This is a genomic window from Stenotrophomonas maltophilia (genome assembly GCF_013464485.1).
GTDB classification, from domain to species: Bacteria; Pseudomonadota; Gammaproteobacteria; order Xanthomonadales; family Xanthomonadaceae; genus Stenotrophomonas; species Stenotrophomonas maltophilia_AW.
On sequence record NZ_RAUX01000016.1, the window covers coordinates 21949 to 38068 of the forward strand.

The following is a 16120-nucleotide window of genomic DNA, read 5'->3' on the forward strand; positions in this document are numbered from 1 at the left end:
CTGCGCAGGCGTTGCCACGCACGCCTGCCGCGTCCGGTCGTTGCGAATGGAACGGGGTATCGCTGCAATGCAGTAGGCAATGCAGCAGCGGCGTCAGCGTCGTTCGCGGCGGGCGCCCTGCGCCAGCAGGTAATCGCGCACGGCCGCGTTGCCGGCCTGGTTCAGCGGTGTTCGCCAGCGCCCCAGCCAGCCGTCGGCTTCCACGCCCAGGTTGATGTCGGCGCCGTGCGCGAGCAGGTACTGCACGGTGACCAGGTGACCTTCGCGCGAGGCATTGATCAGCGGTGTCTCGTCATAGGTCACGACCCGGTTGACGTCGGCACCGGCCTGCACCAGCTGCTCGACGATGGGTTGCAGGCCCAGCGCGGAGGCGACGATCAGCGGATTGCCTTCGCCCAGTGCGGCGCGATCGGGGTCGGCCCCCAGCCGCAGCAGGGCGTTGACCATCGCCGGGTCGCGTGCGCGGATGGCCTGGATCAGCGCCGTGCCATCGCCGAGCATGCGCGCGTCGAGATCGACGCCTGCTGCGGCCAAGGCGTGGACTTCGGCGATCCCATGCGTACTGGCAGCCCGCAGAAGATCGTTGATGCGCGTGTCGGAGGAAACGGGCGCCGACGGTGGTGCCAGTCGTGGTGAGACGGCTACCGCAGTGGCGGTGCAGCCCAGCAGAAGCGTCAGCCCGAGCATCAGCAGGCTGCGGCGCCGCGGTGCCGGTGGTGCCGTCTCGACGAGCTGATCGATGCGCTGCGCCAGCTGGCTGCGCGCGCCGAACATGCCCAGCGCCAGCGTCGGCGCCTCCTCGCGCAGGGCCTGCAGCTGTTCGACACTGGCCAGCAGGGAGCCTGCATAATCCAGCGGTTCGCGCGCCTGCAGCGCGGCACGCGCATCGCAGGCCATTTCGCGCAGTACCGCCAGGCGTGCTTGGGCAACGTGCAGGAGCGGATTCCACCAGAACAGTGCTGTTCCTGCCCGCAGCAGCGTGCTTGTCCACAGGTCGCGGCGCTGCAGGTGTGCAACCTCGTGGCGGACGATGTCGCGCAGCACGCTGTTGTCCAGGCGGGCCAGCAGCGGGCGCGGCAGCAGGATTGTTGGGCGCCACAGGCCGACGACCATCGGCCCGTCGACGGCGCAGGTAGCGATCGTCACGTGGGCGGGCACGATGTCGGCCAGGACCGCGCGCAGTCCGGCGGATGCCGGTTGCGCCAGCCGCCGCAGCCGGCGTGCCTGCAGCATCGCGTCCAGCAGGCGCATGCCCAGCCACAGGGTGCCCAGCAGCCAAAGCGCCGCCAGCACGGTGGACAATGTCTTCGGCAGTTCGACGTAATAGATGTCGGGTTGTCGTCCGGCCTCGTAGACGGCCTCGGCCATCGTTGCCCCCTCGCCAGGCATGGGGTGGAGCGCCGGAGCCGTCGGCGCGGGCAGGGGCAGCGTAGTCGACCAGCCTGGCAGGAAGGCACTGAGCGGCAGCAGCAGGGCAATCGCCATCGCGGCGGTCAGCAGCCAGGAACGTTGTTCGGCACTGAGGGCTCGCCGCCGAGCGAGCCACAGCGCTGGCAGCAGCACAACTGCGGACAACAGCAACTGTCGAACGCCCAGTGCCATCACCAGGTCGATGAGGTTCATTCCTTCCTCCCGGCCCTGGCATCGCTGATGCGCTGCTGCAGTGCCTGCAGTTCGTTGCGGTCGATTTCGCGTTCGTCCACCAGGTGCTGTGCCAGCACGTTCGGTGAGCCGTCGAAGAACTGATGCAGCAGATGGTCGAGCGCTTGCCGGCGGGCCTGCTCGCGGCTGAGCGTGGCGTGATAGATGTAGGCGCGACCTTCCTGGCGATGACTGACAAAGCCTTTCTTCGCCAGCACGTTGAACATGGTCAGCACCGTGGTGTACGCGACCGGCTTGTGTTCGCCGAGCACATCAGCCACTTCGCGCACGGAGGCTTCGCCCTTGTCCCAGAGGATGTCCAGGATGGCCTGCTCGGCCGGCGTGGGGGTCTGGGAGACGGGACGGGCCATGGCATCTACGTATGAATTAGTTGATGCATCGGAGCATGCCGCTGTGGGGCTGTCAACGGGTTTCTTAGTAGTAACGCTCCGTCGCTGTGGGGGCTCGGGCCTGAACACCTGGCAACATCCCCGGCCCTGAATGGGCCTCCAGGCCTACCCGTTCAGCTCCGCTTGACCGGAATCGGCCGGGTTCCGGTGGGTAATTGCTTGAATTCCAAGGGATTGTGAATCCCGAAAAGCGTGCTCGCCACTGTCATCAAATCGCGCTACGGTAGGGCTCTGTTTGGGACCAGTGTTGCATCAATAGGATGCTGGAACTTTTTCCTCCTTTAGCAGTCCAAATCCCGGACTGCTAAGATGGGTGCCTATGAGCCAGAACACCTCTACTGCCCTTGTGGCAAACAATCTCCCGATTCCCAGTGCGCTCGGTTCGCTGGACGCCTACATCGGTGCCGTGCACCAGATCCCGGTGCTGTCGGTCGATGACGAACAGGACCTGGCCCGTCGCTTCCGCGACGGCAACGATCTGGACGCTGCACGCGAGCTGGTGCATTCGCACCTGCGCTTCGTGGTGCACGTAGCCCGCGGCTACAACGGCTACGGCCTTGCCCTGGGCGACCTGATCCAGGAAGGCAACATCGGCCTGATGAAGGCGGTCAAGCGCTTCGATCCCGAAATGGGCGTGCGCCTGGTCTCCTTTGCCGTGCACTGGATCCGTGCCGAGATGCACGAGTTCATCCTGAAGAACTGGCGCATCGTGAAGGTCGCCACCACCAAGGCGCAGCGCAAGCTGTTCTTCAACCTGCGCAAGTCGAAGACGCGCCTGGGCTGGATGAACGCGGCAGAGGTCAGCGCGGTGGCCAAGGATCTGAACGTGTCCGAGCGCGAGGTCATGGAAATGGAGTCGCGCCTGTCCGGTCGCGATATCGGTTTCGATGCGCCGACCGACGAGGACAACGAACACGCACCGCCGTCGCCGGCTGCGTTCCTGGTTGCCAACGACGAAGATCCGTCGATGGCCTATGAGCGTGCCGACAGCGAAGACAACCAGATGCAGCTGCTGCGCGAAGGCCTGGCCGAGCTGGATGCGCGTTCGCGCGACATCATCCGCCGCCGCTGGCTGGATGCCGACAGCAAGGTGACGCTGCAGGAGCTGGCCGACGAGTACGGCGTGTCGGCAGAGCGCATCCGTCAGGTTGAAGCGAACGCGCTGAAGAAGATGAAGGCGCTGTTCACCGCGTAAGGCGGGAGGGCGTTGAAGCCATGAAAAGGCCCGGCATTGCCGGGCCTTTTCTTTTTGGTGGCGTTCTCATCCACGCATGGCGTGGATCTACTGACGCTAGGTAGATCCGCGCCACGCGTGGATGCCCTGATGCCGCGTGGGCCTCAGCCCTCGCGTGTGATCGCGCGCCAGCCGATGTCGTTGCGGTGGAACTCGTTGGCCCACGTCACCTTGGCCACACCGGCGTAGGCATTGGCATGCGCATCACGCACGCTGTCGCCCAGCGCGGCCACGCACAGCACGCGCCCACCAGCGCTGAGCACCTGGCCCTGCGCGTCCAGCGTGGTGCCGGCATGGAACACCTTGGCACTGGCCGGCACGTCGGCCAAGCCGGAAATCACATCGCCGGTGATCGGTGCTTCCGGGTACGGCTTCGCCGCCAGTACCACGCCCAGCGATGGGCGCGCATCCCACTGTGCCTCGATCTGGTCCAGGCGGCCGTCGATGGCCGCTTCCACCAGCTCCACCAGGTCCGACTGCAGGCGCAGCATCACCGGCTGGGTTTCCGGATCGCCGAAGCGCACGTTGAACTCGATCACCTTCGGCGCGCCGCTGGCATCGATCATCAGGCCTGCATAAAGGAAGCCGGTGAACGGAATGCCGTCGGCGATCATGCCCTGCACGGTCGGGTTCACCACTTCACGCATCACCCGTGCATGCACCTCCGGCGTCACCACCGGGGCCGGCGAATAGGCGCCCATGCCGCCGGTGTTCGGGCCGGTATCGCCGTCGCCGACGCGCTTGTGGTCCTGCGAGGTGGCCATCGGCAGCGCATGCATGCCGTCCACCATCGAAATGAAGCTGGCTTCCTCGCCGTCGAGGAATTCCTCGATCACCACGCGTGCACCGGCATCGCCGAACGCGTTGCCGGAGAGCATGTCACGCACCGCGTCTTCGGCTTCGGCCAGGGTCATTGCGACGATCACGCCCTTGCCAGCGGCCAGGCCATCGGCCTTGACCACGATCGGTGCGCCCTTCTCGCGGATGTAGGCCAGGGCGGCGTCCACGTCGGTGTGCACGGCGTAGAACGCGGTGGGGATGTCGTGGCGGGCCAGGAAGTCCTTGGCGTAGGCCTTGCTGCCTTCCAGCTGCGCGGCAGCGGCGGTCGGCCCGAAGATACGCAGGCCAGCAGCGCGGAAGCGGTCGACCACGCCGGCCACCAGCGGTACTTCCGGGCCGACCACGGTCAGCGCCACGCCCTCGGCCTGTGCCAGCGCCAGCAGGCCGTCGATATCGGTGACCTTGACCGCCACGTTGCGGCACTTGTCTTCGCTGGCGGTGCCGGCGTTGCCGGGTGCCACGAGCACTTCACTGACGCGGGAGGACTGGGCCAGCTTCCATGCCAGGGCGTGTTCGCGGCCGCCAGAGCCGATGACGAGGATCTTCATGGGACAGGGTTCTCGGGTACGAAGAAGAAAAAGCCGGGCAGGGCCCGGCTTCGTGATGCGGATCAGTGGCGGAAGTGGCGCACGCCGGTGAACACCATGGCCAGGCCATGTTCATCGGCGGCGGCGATCACTTCGGCATCGCGCATCGAACCGCCCGGCTGGATGACCGCCTTGATGCCGGCGGCGGCAGCGGCATCGATGCCGTCGCGGAACGGGAAGAACGCATCGGAGGCCATCACCGAGCCCTCGACCACCAGGTTCGCGTCGGCGGCCTTGATGCCGGCGATGCGCGCCGAGTACACGCGGCTCATCTGGCCGGCGCCGACACCGATGGTGCGGCTGTCCTTGGCATAGACGATCGCGTTGGACTTCACGAACTTGGCCACCTTCCAGGCGAACAGCAGGTCGGTGAACTGCTTGTCGGTCGGCGCCAGCTTGCTGACCACCTTCAGTTCGTCGCGGGTCATGCCGCGGTTGTCCGAGGACTGCAGCAGCAGGCCCGAGCCGACGCGCTTGCTGTCGAAGTTGTTCAGGCCATCGCCGTGCGGGATGCGCAGCACGCGCACGTTGGCCTTCTTCTGTGCGTATTCCAGCGCGGCCGGCTCGTAGTCCGGGGCAATCAGCACTTCCACGAACTGGCGATCCAGGATCACCTTGGCAGTGGCGGCGTCCAGCGGCTTGTTGAAGGCGATGATGCCGCCGAAGGCGCTGGTCGGGTCGGTGGCGTAGGCCAGCTCGTAGGCATCGCCATTGCCGGCACCGACCGCCACGCCGCACGGGTTGGCGTGCTTGACGATGACGCAGGCCGGTGCATCGAACTGGCGCACGCATTCCCACGCCGCGTCGGCATCGGCCAGGTTGTTGTAGCTCAGTTCCTTGCCCTGCAGCTGCTGGAAGGTCGCCAGCGTGCCCGGCACCGGGTACAGGTCGCGGTAGAACGCGCCGCTCTGGTGCGGGTTCTCGCCGTAGCGCAGGTCCATCACCTTCACGAAGGTGGAGTTCATCTGTGCCGGGTACTCGGTACGCGCCGGCACCGCAGCGTCGGTGGCGGTGACCGCCGACAGGTAGTTGCTGATCGCGGCGTCGTACTGGGCGACGCGGTTGAACGCGGCCACCGAGAACGCGAAGCGGGTGGCGGCCGACAGCTGGCCGCCGTTGGCCTCCAGTGAAGCCAGCAGCTCGGCGTACTGCGACGGATCAGTAGCCACCGCCACGCGGGCAAAGTTCTTGGCCGCCGAACGCAGCATGGCCGGGCCGCCGATGTCGATGTTCTCGACCGCGTCGGCCAGGGTGCAGTCGGCCTTGGCGGTGACCGATTCGAACGGATACAGGTTCAGGACCAGCAGGTCAATGGCACCGATGCCGTGCTCGGCCATCACTGCATCATCCAGGCCCGAACGGCCCAGCAGGCCGCCGTGCACCATCGGGTGCAGGGTCTTGACCCGGCCATCCATCATTTCCGGGAAGCCGGTGACGTCGGCCACGTCCTTCACGGCCAGGCCCGCATCGCGGATCGCCTTGGCGGTGCCGCCGGTGGACAGCAGCTCCACGCCGCGTGCCGCCAGCGCAGTGGCCAGCTCGACCAGGCCGGTCTTGTCGGAAACGGAGAGGAGGGCCCGACGGACGGGCAACAGATCAGCAGTCATGGGGACAGGGCAATCGGCAGCGGAGCGGGGCCGATATTGTAGGCGGTGGGGGCCGGTGGCGGGCGTCGCAGGGCGAAATCGGCGGCCGGCACGGGGCTGTGGCCGCCTTCGGCACAGCCCGGTGGGGCGCAGACTGCAAGCAGTTCGATGCGGCGGCACCGCCCCGATCGGGTAGGCTGTGCCCGGACTGCCAAGGATCCGCAGGGACAGATCGTGTCGATCTATGTATTGAAAGGACGTTTCCAGGACCTGCTGCGTCCGGCCGTGCGCGGCCTGCACCGCACAGGAATCACCGCCAACGCAGTGACGGTGGCGGCCGCCGTGGTCTCGCTGTTGGTGGCCGCCGCGGTGTGGTGCTGCGCGCCGGCCCAGCCCCTGCTGTACCTGCTGCTGCCGCTGTGGATGCTGCTGCGCATGGCGCTCAACGCCGTGGACGGCATGCTGGCCCGCGAATTCGGCCAGCAGTCGCGGCTGGGCGCCTATCTGAACGAATTGTGCGATGTGATCGCCGACGCGGCGCTGTACCTGAGCCTGCTCAGCGTGCCGGGCGTGCGCCCGGAAGCGCTGTGGCTGCTGGCCTGGACCGCGGCGCTGAGCGAATACGCCGGCGTGCTGGGGCTGATGGTCGGTGCCAGCCGCCGCTATGACGGCCCGATGGGCAAGAGCGACCGCGCCTTCGTGATCGGTGCGCTGGGCCTGCTGCTGGCGTTTGAGTGGGTTGGCGCGATGACGGTCACTGGCGTGGCCGCGGCCATGGCGATGCTGTGCGTGCTGACGATGATCAACCGCGTCCGTCGCGGACTGCGGGAAACGGCGGTTTCGCCGAATTAATCAAGCAGATACAAAAAGACAATCAGGAGATTGCATGCGTCAGGCGCAGGAACGGGAATTCCACAGCTTCGACCAGGTACCGCTGTTCTACCGGTACTGGGCGGGCACCACCGCAACGCCGGCCACCAAGGCCATCGTGCTGCTGCACCGCGGCCACGAGCACTCCGGCCGGGTCACCCACCTTGTCGATGAGCTGGACCTGCCCGACACGGCCTTCTTTGCCTGGGATGCGCGCGGCAATGGGCGTTCGCCGGGCGTGCGTGGCGATGCCCCCGGATTCCCTGCGCTGGTGCGTGACCTGGACAGTTTCATCGCCCACATCGGCAGCGAACATGGCATCGCGGTGGAAGACGTCGTGGTGATCGCGCAGAGCGTGGGCGCGGTGGTTGCCGCCACCTGGGTGCACGATTACGCACCGCGCCTGCGTGCGCTGGTGATGGCCTCGCCGGCGTTCAAGGTGAAGTTGTACGTGCCGTTTGCACGCCCGGGCCTGGCATTGATGCAGAAGCTGCGCGGCAACTTCTTCGTCAACAGCTACGTCAAGCCGCAGTGGCTGACCCATGACCCGGCGCGGGTGGAAAGCTACCGCACTGATCCGCTGATCACCCGGCCGATCTCGGTGCGCGTGCTGCTGGGCCTGTACGAAGCGGCCGACCGTATCGTGGCCGATGCGCAGGCGATCAGCGTGCCGGTGCAGCTGCTGGTGTCCGGCTCGGATTTCGTCGTGCACCGCGGCCCGCAGGACCGCTTCTACGAACGCCTGTCCAGCCCGATCAAGGAGCGCGTGCACCTGCCGGGCTTCTTCCATGACACGCTGGGTGAACGTGATCGGGCGCCGGCGCTGGCGCGCATCCGCAGCTTCATCCAGGCGCGCTTCGCCGAACCGCTGCGCGAACTGTCGCGACGCGATGCGCATCGCCATGGGCCGACGTTTGAAGAGTCTGAAGTCCTGGCCTGGCCACCCGAGCGCAGCAGCCTGGCCGACCTGCGCTGGCGCGTGGTGCGTAGCGGCCTGCGTTTTGGCGGCACGTTGTCCGAAGGCATCGCGCTGGGCCTGAAGACCGGTTTTGATTCCGGCAGTACGCTGGACTACATCTACCGCGACGAAGCACGCGGCAAGGGTCCGCTCGGCCGCATGGTCGACCGCAACTACCTGGATGCAATCGGCTGGCGCGGCATCCGCATCCGTGGCCAGCACCTGCAGGAACTGCTGCGTGATGCGGCCCAGCGACTGCGCGGGCAGGGCACGCCGGTGCGCGTGCTGGACGTGGCCGCCGGCCATGGCCGCTATGTGCTGGAAGCGCTGGGCCAGGGCGAACAGCGTGCGGAGCGCATCGTGCTGCGTGATTTCAGCGATCTGAACGTGACCCAGGGCCAGGCCCTGATTGAACGCCTGGGGGCGGCCGACATCGCCCGCTTCGAGCAGGGTGATGCATTCGACCCGGCGCAGCTGGCGAAGGTCGATCCGGCGCCGACGCTGGCGGTGGTATCGGGCCTGTACGAACTGTTCCCCGACAACGATGCCGTGCTGTGCTCGCTGAAGGGCATCGCCGCAACGGTTCCGGTCGGCGGCTATCTGGCCTATACCGGCCAGCCCTGGCACCCGCAGCTGGAATTCATCGCACGCGCACTGACCAGCCATCGCGGTGGTGCAGCGTGGGTGATGCGTCGCCGTACCCAGCAGGAGATGGATGAGCTGGTGCGCCTGGCCGGCTTCGAGAAGGTGGCGCAGCGGATCGATGAGTTCGGCATCTTCACCGTGTCGCTGGCGCGCCGGGCTGCATGATGGCGACGTTGGCCGCAACGCCGCTGGCCGTGGAAAGGCGTCCCTGGCGGCGCGCCCTGTTGTGGCTGGTCCTGCTCGGTCCGTTCTTCTTTGCCAGCTATGGCTTCGCCAACTGGATGGCCGGCCGCCATGCCGAACTGCCGGTGATGGCGTTCGCCTGGGAGACGCGCATTCCTTTCGTGCCGTGGACGATCGTGCCGTACTGGTCGATCGACCTGTTCTACGCGGTCTCCTTCTTCCTGTGCCGGCAACGGTTGGAACTGGACCGGCACGCGCTGCGGCTGTTCAGTGCGCAGCTGATCGCCGTGAGCTGCTTCCTGCTGTGGCCGCTGCGCTTCAGTTTCGAGCGGCCGGAGATCGGCGGCGTGTTCGGTTGGCTGTTCGATGTGCTGCTGGGCTTCGACAAGCCGTTCAACCAGGCGCCGTCGCTGCACATCGTGCTGCTGATCGTGCTGTGGGTGAAGTTCGCGCAGTACCTGCACGGCCTGTGGCGCTTGGTGCTGCATGTGTGGGCATTGCTGATCGGCGTCTCGGTGCTGACCACGTTCCAGCATCATTTCATCGATGTTCCGACCGGCCTGCTGGCGGGGTGGTTGTGCGTGTGGCTGTGGCCGGAGCAGGGCACGCCGCCGCTGCACGCCTGGCGCACTGCGCGTGATGCCAAACGTTGGCGATTGGCTGCGCTGTACCTGCTGGCGGCCGCTGTATTGCTGGTGCCGGTGGTGCTTCTGCGCGGCGCGGCGTTGTGGCTGCTGTGGCCGGTGGTGTCGTTGCTGCTGGTGGCGCTGGCGTATGCAGGGCTGGGTGTGGCGTTGTTCCAGAAGCGTGCCGATGGTCGCCTGACCATGGCGGCACGCTGGCTGCTGGCACCGTACCTGGGCGCCGCCTGGATCAATTCGCGGCTATGGACGCGGCGTGCGCCGCAGCCGGTGCCGGTGATGGACGGCGTGTGGCTGGGACGCATTCCCTCCGAGGCATTGCCGGCACCGCTGGTGGGCGTGGTCGATGCCTGTGCCGAGCTGTCCTGCCGCGCGCCGGGCGCGGTGTATGCCAGCGTGCCGATGCTGGACCTGGTGGTGCCCACGCCGGAACAGCTGCGCGAGGCGGCCGAGACCATCGAGCGGCTGCGGGCGCAGGGGCCTGTGCTGGTGTGCTGCGCACTGGGTTATTCGCGCAGCGCCGCCAGCGTGGCGACGTGGCTGCTGCGCACGGAGCGTGCCGTGGATGTCGAGGCGGCGGTCGTGATCGCGCGTGCTGCGCGTCCTGGCATCGTGCTGGGGACGGCCCATCTTCGTGTCATCACCGAGGCGGCGGGAGCGCACATATGAGTACGGTTCCCGATCTGGCGACCATGCAGCTGCTGTTGCGGCAGGGGCGTTGGCCGGCAGGCCTGTCGCTGGGGCTGCTGCTGGTGGCATTGCTGCTGCTCGGCACCGAGCCGGGCCTGACGATGTTCGCCGCAGGGTTGCTGCTGGCCAGCATGTTTGCGGGGGTGGCACAGACGTATCACGCGTGGCGGGTGGCGCTGGACGCCAGCCTGCTGCAGCTGCTGCGCGATGAGGGCCTGGACGGCGATGCCGCTGCGCGCCGTATCGACCAGCTGCTGCACGACAGTGGCCTGCGCCGCACACAGCCCGACGCGCCGCTGCGCGGCTGGGACGTGCGCTGGGCGGGCATGCGCCGTCTGCTGCTGCGCCAGTATCTGTTGACGGGGGGGCAACTGGTGCTGCTTGTGTTGGCCGTGCTGTGGCCGCAGACGTGAACGGGAGGGACCGATGTTCGCCGAACTGATTGCCCGCGCCTGCAGTGGTGCGATTCATGTAGTGACCGGTGCACGCGCGCTGTGGATCGGTTGTGCGCCGTCCAGCGAGCGTCGCGTCTACTATGGCAACCACGCCAGCCATGGTGACTTCGTGCTGATCTGGTCGTCGATGCCGCCTGCGCTGCGGCGCCAGGTACGCCCGGTGGCTGCAGCCGAGTACTGGCAGCGCGATGGCCTGCGCCGTTACCTGATCGATGCGGTGTTCAACGGCGTGCTGGTCGAGCGCGAGGCCGGCCATCGCCAGCAGGATCCGCTGCAGGCCCTGCGCGATGCCGTGGACGAGGACTGCTCGTTGATCCTGTTCCCGGAAGGCACGCGCAACGTGGGCGATGAGCCGTTGCTGCCGTTCAAGAGCGGCATCTACCACCTGGCCCGGCAACGCCCGGAGCTGGAATTCGTTCCTGTGTGGATCGACAACCTGAAGCGGGTGATGCCCAAGGGCCGCTTCCTGCCACTGCCCTTGCTGTGCACGGCCACCTTCGGCACGCCGTTGCGGTTGCAGGCCGACGAGGACAAGGCCGCCTTCCTGGCCCGCAGCCGCCAGGCGCTGCTGGACCTGGCGCCGAATGGAGGGCGCGCATGAGTTTCCTGATCGATGTGTCCGGCGACCTGGCAACGCAGAGCGTGGGCCAGCAGACCGGGCTGCTGTTCGCCGGCGTCGGTGCGGTGCTGGTACTGGCCACGCTGGTGGCCGAAACGCTGCGCTGGCGCCAGCGCGGCCGGCCCAGCGCGGTGATCGCCAACCTGGTGTCGCGCATCCGCGCCTGGTGGGTGATGGCGATCGTGGTCGGGCTGGCGCTGTTCTTCGGCCGCGCCGGGGTGATCGTGCTGTTCGCGATCATCTCGCTGTTCGCGCTGCGCGAGTTCATCACCCTCGCACCGACCCGCTCGGGCGACTACTACGCGCTGCTGGCCGCGTTCTACATCGTGCTGCCCTGGCAGTACTACCTGGTGTGGATCGACTGGTACGGCATGTACACGCTGCTGATTCCGGTCTATGCGTTCCTGTTCCTGCCGATCCTGTCGACCATCGGCGGCGACACCACGCACTACCTGGAGCGCACGGCGAAGGTGCAGTGGGGGCTGATGATCTGCGTGTTCTGCATCTCGCACGTGCCGCTGCTGCTGAACCTGCACGTGCCCGGCCATGATCCGTCGCGCAACGTGCTGCTGTTCGCCTTCCTGGTGATCGTGGTGCAGTCCTCGGACGTGCTGCAGTACATCTGGGGCAAGCTGCTGGGCAAGCACCTGATCGCGCCGAAGCTGTCGCCGTCGAAGACGGTGGAGGGCTTCGTCGGCGGCGTGCTCAGTGCCAGCGCGCTGGGCGCGGCGCTGTGGTGGATCACCCCGTTCACGCCGCTGCAGGCGTTCGGCCTGTCGCTGCTGATCAACCTGATGGGGTTCTGGGGCGGCCTTGTGATGTCGGCGATCAAGCGTGATCGTGGCATCAAGGACTGGGGCCACATGATCGAGGGCCATGGCGGCATGCTCGACCGGCTGGATTCGGTATGTTTCGCCGCGCCGGTGTTCTTCCATGTGGTGCGGTACTACTGGAAGGCGGGCGGCAGCGGTTGACTCTGCCGGGCTTCCATCCACGCATGGCGTGGATCTACGGGTAGTGCCGGCCGCWGGCCGGAAACTGCCACATMCTGCCATCGTCATGGGGTTGCCGGCCAGCGGTCGGCACTACCCACGCGCGCTTACGCGCTGATGCCGTATTCCTTCAGTTTCTTGCGCAGCGTGGCGCGGTGGATGCCGAGCATCGCGGCGGCGCGGCTCTGGTTGCCTTCGCAGTGGTTGAGGACTTCCACGAACAACGGGATTTCCATCTCGCGCAGCACGATCTCGTAGACATCGTCCGCGTCGCAGCCATCGAGGTCACGCAGGTAACGGCGCACGGACTGGGCGACGTGTTCACGCAGCGGTGGCCGGGGAGCGCCACGACTGTTGTCAGGACGAGAAAGGACAGCGTTCAAGGGGGTTCCCGATTCGGTTGGCCCGTGCGCGCGGAGCGCGCGGCCGGACGAGGTGGTGGCGGCCAGTCTAGCGCGAGCGTGCCCGGCCTGCCACGGTCGGACGCCCGTGCCCGGTCAGAGGAAGTCGAAGGTGAATGCGACGGTGGACGCGGCGGGCTCCTGTACACGGAAGGCGACGCGCGCGCTCTGGCCCGGTTCCAGCACGGCTGCGCCAGGGGGCTCGCCCAGATACTGCGCTGGCGTGAACACGCCGCTGCCGATCACCCGGCCATCGGCATCGGACAGTGACAGGCGCAGGTCCGGCCACGCCTGTGCCCAGCGTGCATCGTTGCGGATGCTGGCCTGCACCTGTAGTACGCCAGCCTGTCCGGGCAGCGGTCGGATTTCGCGGCTGGTCATGGTGAACGCGGTCGGCTCATGCCAGACCGGCAGGGTGCAATGCAGGACGCCGCACAGTGCGCCAAGCCACGCGCGGTTGCCGGCGTCGGCGGCCAGTCGAGCGCGGTCGGCCAGCACGCTCTGCAGTACCAGCAGCAATGCCAGCCCGGCGACCAGAAGCCAGTGCCAGCGGGGTACTGGCAGCGCGCGCGCGCGCGGGGTGCCGAGGAAGCTGGGGGCATCACTGGCGACCGCTGTTGCCTGCGCCGCGACCGGCGCCGGTTCGATGGCCGCTGCATCATCAACGATGACAACGTCATCGTCGTGTCGCATCTCTGTCGCTGGTGGGCGTGCCAGGTCGATGGGCTCGGCTGGCACCTGCTCCACAGGCATTGCGTGCCCGGCTTCGTCCTGCGCGCGCGCATCGGTTGCAGGCGCAGGCTTACCCTCCGGCGTCGTGCGCAGGAAGGTGGCCAGGGGACGGCGCGGTGGGTTCGGCTCGGACATGCTCAGGGCGCGGGCTCGGATCCAGCGGTCATTCAACCACGATCAGGCGCGGCGCACGCCGGTGATGCGCATCCAGTCACCATCCTGGGTGGCCTGCAGATCGTCGAACCATGCTGCATAGCGCTGCAGCAGTTCGCCTTCCTGGCCATGCAGGATGCCGGACAGGGCGATGCGGCCACCGGCAGCAACGCGCGCAGCCAGCAGTTCGGCCAGCGCGTCCAGCGCCGAGGCGAGGATGTTGGCGACCACGATCGGATAGGTCGCGACCGGTTCGTCCTGTGGCAGGTACACGTGCATGCGGGCCTGCTCGCCATTGCGCTCGGCATTGTCGGCGGTCGCGACCAGCGCCTGCGGATCGTTGTCCACGCCGATGGCTTCGGCGGCGCCCAGCTTCAACGCGGCCAGCGCCAGGATGCCGGAGCCGCAGCCGAAGTCGAGCACGCGCTGGCCCTGCAGCAGGCCATCCACGGCCAGCTGGTCCAGCCAGCGCAGGCACAGCGCGGTGGTCGGGTGGGTGCCCGATCCGAATGCCAGGCCCGGGTCCAGCCGCACCACCGCGGCGTCGGCGGCCTGCGCGGCCTCCGGCAGTTCATGGTTCCAAGGCACGATCCAGGTGCGGCTGCCGAAATCCATCGGCTGGAACTGGTCCAGCCAGGCGCGCTCCCAGTCTTCGTCCTCGACCGCGCGGAAGCTGCCGCTGCTCCAGTCCAGTTCCGGATCGAAGGATTCCAGTGCGGCCAGCAGCAACAGCGCGTTGCTGTCGGCGGGGAACAGCGCGCTCAGCACCAGCGTGTCCCACAACGGGGTCTCGCCGACGCCCGGTTCGAGGATGGCCTGTTCGTTGCTGGTATCAGCCTCGGCATCAAGCAGGGTCACGGCCAGTGCGCCAACGTCCTCGAGCGCATTTTCATAGCGGGGCTGGGTGGCTTCGGTGCAACGCAGGGTCAGTTCCAGGAACGGCATGGCGGTGGGGGCAATCGCGGGAAAGGGGGTCATGCTAGACCATCGCGGCGTCTCCGTATTGCATGAGATCTCGCCCTCGGATGAACGAAGCCGATTCAGACAGGCCCGCAGGGCCTTGCTAGACTTGGTGCTTTCCTGTGTGCCGCATCGCCACTGTCGCCAATGGCCTTCGCCCCGACCCTGAAAACTTGGTTGCTCGTGCTGCCGGCCGTGGCCGTGCTGGGCGTGGCCGGTTACCGGGCGAGCGGCCATGCAGCGGCATCCTTGCGAGCGCCGGCGGACCTGTCGGGAGTGGTGGCCAGCGACGGTGCTGCGCCGTTGCCGGTGATGCCGGAGGCGCTTGCCCGTCGCCTGGCGCCGTTCGAGCGTGGCAATACGCTGCCCTCGGGCCTGCCCCTGGATGTCCGTGCCGACATTGAAGACGCCACCGATCTTTATGCCTATGCACAACGGCTGCGTGCGCAGGCGGACGAGGGCAACCACGAGGCACGCTGGATGCTCAGTCGTGTCTACGACTATTGCGCGCAGTATGCAGTCGATCCCGGCGGCTACCGCTTGGACAACAACGTGCTGGCCGGGCTGGGCCTGACGGCCTCACCGGCAATGGTGCAGGCGCGCGAACGCGTCGCGCAGCGTTGCGGTGGTTTCGTTCCCGGCGACAAGCTGGGCACGGCGCTGGTGCTGGCCGAACGGCGCAAGGCGGCTGCTCAGGGCAACCTGGCCGCGGAGGCCGCGCTCTTTGCCGAGGGCGAACCCCTGCAGGACAGCCCCGAGTACCGGCGCGACCTGGCTGAACGGGTGCGCGCCTCGCGCGATCCGGAGGCTTTCATGGCGATCGCGCCGGGCATGGGTGTGCGTGCATCCGGTGACCGTGCGCTTGACGGCCTGGTGGCGGGCGAGCAGCTCAGTGAACTGGCATGGCGGCTTGCCGCCTGCGAACTCGGTCTACCGTGTGGGGCCGACAGTGTGCTGGTGAACAGTTTTTGTGCGAACGGAGGGATCTGTTCGCAGGATGGGACGCAGGATTTCCGGGATTTCGTGTATGACGCTGCGGTGTCGCGGCAGGGCGCTGAGAAGATGAAGGAATGGATCAAGCGACTGGTTGGAAAGAGGAACGAGCAATGAACTACCGCCGATTCCTGCACGGGGCCAAGTTCTGGTTCTGGGTGGCCCTGTTCGTGGCCTACTCGGCCGGCGCGGTTGGCCTGTTGATGATCGATACCTATGAAGATCGCTACCGGCATCTGTCGAAGGTGGAGCTGACCACGGTGAAGGCGCAGGAAGATGTGCGCCGTGCCGGTGCCAGCCAGGTGGCGGCGGTCTACCGCGCGCAGAGCGGCATGCCGTTCGCCTCGTTGCCGGCAGGCAGTACCTTCCAGGTGGTGTGGCCGGATGGTTCGACCGAGACCATGGTGATCGTTGATCCGACCTCGCCCAATGGCGTGCGTCCGCTGGCGAACTCGCAGATTCCGGCCGAAGCAGCCGGCAAGCGCTGATGCGCCTGCTGTAGAGCCGAGCCTACGCTCGGCTGTGCTTTC

Annotated in this window: 16 protein-coding genes; 9 read left to right on the forward strand and 7 right to left on the reverse strand. The window is 67.2% G+C overall.

Features of this window, described 5'->3' with window-relative positions; translation table 11 throughout:
* Positions 1-93: 93 nt before the first annotated feature.
* Positions 94-1623 (reverse strand): M56 family metallopeptidase, encoded by a 1530-nt coding sequence (locus D7Y61_RS07660; RefSeq protein WP_180865771.1) that lies wholly within the window; start codon positions 1621-1623, stop codon positions 94-96.
* Entirely contained in the window at positions 1620-2012 is a 393-nt protein-coding gene (locus tag D7Y61_RS07665; RefSeq protein ID WP_100474111.1) for a BlaI/MecI/CopY family transcriptional regulator, read from the reverse strand. Before D7Y61_RS07665 ends, D7Y61_RS07660 begins: the two co-directional genes overlap by 4 nt.
* Positions 2013-2370: 358 nt before the next feature.
* Here D7Y61_RS07665 and rpoH point away from each other — a divergent pair, with 358 nt between their 5' ends.
* Complete coding sequence (gene rpoH / locus D7Y61_RS07670) at positions 2371-3246, forward strand: RNA polymerase sigma factor RpoH (RefSeq protein WP_049428989.1); 876 nt, start codon at positions 2371-2373, stop codon at positions 3244-3246.
* Positions 3247-3389: 143 nt separating this feature from the next.
* On the opposite strand, the gene purD is transcribed toward rpoH, so the two are convergent.
* Entirely contained in the window at positions 3390-4673 is a 1284-nt protein-coding gene (purD, locus tag D7Y61_RS07675; protein WP_180865772.1) for a phosphoribosylamine--glycine ligase, read from the reverse strand.
* 62 nt (positions 4674-4735) lie between these two features.
* Positions 4736-6319 (reverse strand): bifunctional phosphoribosylaminoimidazolecarboxamide formyltransferase/IMP cyclohydrolase, encoded by a 1584-nt coding sequence (purH, locus tag D7Y61_RS07680; protein WP_180865773.1) that lies wholly within the window; start codon positions 6317-6319, stop codon positions 4736-4738.
* 213 nt (positions 6320-6532) lie between these two features.
* Between purH and D7Y61_RS07685 the strand changes: the two genes are divergently transcribed.
* Genes D7Y61_RS07685 through D7Y61_RS07710 form a run of 6 tightly spaced genes read left to right on the forward strand, consistent with a single transcriptional unit; the run spans position 6533 to position 12333 of the window.
* Positions 6533-7150 (forward strand): CDP-alcohol phosphatidyltransferase family protein, encoded by a 618-nt coding sequence (locus D7Y61_RS07685; protein WP_180865774.1) that lies wholly within the window; start codon positions 6533-6535, stop codon positions 7148-7150.
* Positions 7151-7184: 34 nt separating this feature from the next.
* Complete coding sequence (locus D7Y61_RS07690; protein ID WP_180865775.1) at positions 7185-8936, forward strand: bifunctional alpha/beta hydrolase/class I SAM-dependent methyltransferase; 1752 nt, start codon at positions 7185-7187, stop codon at positions 8934-8936.
* A complete protein-coding gene (locus D7Y61_RS07695; RefSeq protein ID WP_180865877.1) occupies positions 8936-10264 on the forward strand; it encodes a phosphatase PAP2/dual specificity phosphatase family protein in 1329 nt (442 codons plus the stop codon). The genes D7Y61_RS07690 and D7Y61_RS07695 overlap by 1 nt, the downstream gene beginning before the upstream one ends.
* Positions 10261-10698 (forward strand): hypothetical protein, encoded by a 438-nt coding sequence (locus D7Y61_RS07700; RefSeq protein WP_180865776.1) that lies wholly within the window; start codon positions 10261-10263, stop codon positions 10696-10698. The genes D7Y61_RS07695 and D7Y61_RS07700 overlap by 4 nt, the downstream gene beginning before the upstream one ends.
* Positions 10699-10711: 13 nt before the next feature.
* Positions 10712-11341 (forward strand): lysophospholipid acyltransferase family protein, encoded by a 630-nt coding sequence (locus D7Y61_RS07705; RefSeq protein WP_005411260.1) that lies wholly within the window; start codon positions 10712-10714, stop codon positions 11339-11341.
* The gene (locus D7Y61_RS07710) at positions 11338-12333 is read left to right on the forward strand and encodes a phosphatidate cytidylyltransferase (RefSeq protein ID WP_180865777.1); all 996 of its coding nucleotides are present in this window, start codon (positions 11338-11340) and stop codon (positions 12331-12333) included. Before D7Y61_RS07705 ends, D7Y61_RS07710 begins: the two co-directional genes overlap by 4 nt.
* Before the next feature lie 125 nt (positions 12334-12458).
* Here D7Y61_RS07710 and fis read toward each other — a convergent pair whose 3' ends face one another.
* The 3 genes from fis to prmA form a co-directional block, all read right to left on the reverse strand.
* A complete protein-coding gene (gene fis / locus D7Y61_RS07715) occupies positions 12459-12734 on the reverse strand; it encodes a DNA-binding transcriptional regulator Fis (RefSeq protein ID WP_005419706.1) in 276 nt (91 codons plus the stop codon).
* Positions 12735-12848: 114 nt separating this feature from the next.
* A complete protein-coding gene (locus D7Y61_RS07720; RefSeq protein ID WP_180865778.1) occupies positions 12849-13619 on the reverse strand; it encodes a DUF3426 domain-containing protein in 771 nt (256 codons plus the stop codon).
* A 42-nt stretch (positions 13620-13661) separates the two neighbouring features.
* A complete protein-coding gene (gene prmA, locus D7Y61_RS07725) occupies positions 13662-14582 on the reverse strand; it encodes a 50S ribosomal protein L11 methyltransferase (RefSeq protein ID WP_071229373.1) in 921 nt (306 codons plus the stop codon).
* 162 nt (positions 14583-14744) lie between these two features.
* On the opposite strand from prmA, the gene D7Y61_RS07730 reads away from it, so the two are divergent.
* Together D7Y61_RS07730 and D7Y61_RS07735 are read left to right on the forward strand one after the other, a co-directional pair.
* Complete coding sequence (locus D7Y61_RS07730) at positions 14745-15707, forward strand: hypothetical protein (protein WP_180865779.1); 963 nt, start codon at positions 14745-14747, stop codon at positions 15705-15707.
* A complete protein-coding gene (locus D7Y61_RS07735; RefSeq protein ID WP_180865780.1) occupies positions 15704-16078 on the forward strand; it encodes a hypothetical protein in 375 nt (124 codons plus the stop codon). Before D7Y61_RS07730 ends, D7Y61_RS07735 begins: the two co-directional genes overlap by 4 nt.
* Positions 16079-16120 lie beyond the last annotated feature (42 nt).

Excerpts from the sequence above, each read along its gene's own strand:
- D7Y61_RS07660 (WP_180865771.1), bottom strand. The coding sequence starts at position 1,623 with ATGAACCTCATCGACCTGGTGATGGCACTGGGCGTTCGACAGTTGCTG.
- D7Y61_RS07665 (WP_100474111.1), bottom strand. The coding sequence starts at position 2,012 with ATGGCCCGTCCCGTCTCCCAGACCCCCACGCCGGCCGAGCAGGCCATC.
- rpoH (WP_049428989.1), top strand. The coding sequence starts at position 2,371 with ATGAGCCAGAACACCTCTACTGCCCTTGTGGCAAACAATCTCCCGATT.
- purD (WP_180865772.1), bottom strand. The coding sequence starts at position 4,673 with ATGAAGATCCTCGTCATCGGCTCTGGCGGCCGCGAACACGCCCTGGCA.
- purH (WP_180865773.1), bottom strand. The coding sequence starts at position 6,319 with ATGACTGCTGATCTGTTGCCCGTCCGTCGGGCCCTCCTCTCCGTTTCC.
- D7Y61_RS07690 (WP_180865775.1), top strand. The coding sequence starts at position 7,185 with ATGCGTCAGGCGCAGGAACGGGAATTCCACAGCTTCGACCAGGTACCG.
- D7Y61_RS07695 (WP_180865877.1), top strand. The coding sequence starts at position 8,936 with ATGGCGACGTTGGCCGCAACGCCGCTGGCCGTGGAAAGGCGTCCCTGG.
- D7Y61_RS07700 (WP_180865776.1), top strand. The coding sequence starts at position 10,261 with ATGAGTACGGTTCCCGATCTGGCGACCATGCAGCTGCTGTTGCGGCAG.
- D7Y61_RS07705 (WP_005411260.1), top strand. The coding sequence starts at position 10,712 with ATGTTCGCCGAACTGATTGCCCGCGCCTGCAGTGGTGCGATTCATGTA.
- D7Y61_RS07710 (WP_180865777.1), top strand. The coding sequence starts at position 11,338 with ATGAGTTTCCTGATCGATGTGTCCGGCGACCTGGCAACGCAGAGCGTG.
- D7Y61_RS07720 (WP_180865778.1), bottom strand. The coding sequence starts at position 13,619 with ATGTCCGAGCCGAACCCACCGCGCCGTCCCCTGGCCACCTTCCTGCGC.
- prmA (WP_071229373.1), bottom strand. The coding sequence starts at position 14,582 with ATGCCGTTCCTGGAACTGACCCTGCGTTGCACCGAAGCCACCCAGCCC.
- D7Y61_RS07730 (WP_180865779.1), top strand. The coding sequence starts at position 14,745 with ATGGCCTTCGCCCCGACCCTGAAAACTTGGTTGCTCGTGCTGCCGGCC.
- D7Y61_RS07735 (WP_180865780.1), top strand. The coding sequence starts at position 15,704 with ATGAACTACCGCCGATTCCTGCACGGGGCCAAGTTCTGGTTCTGGGTG.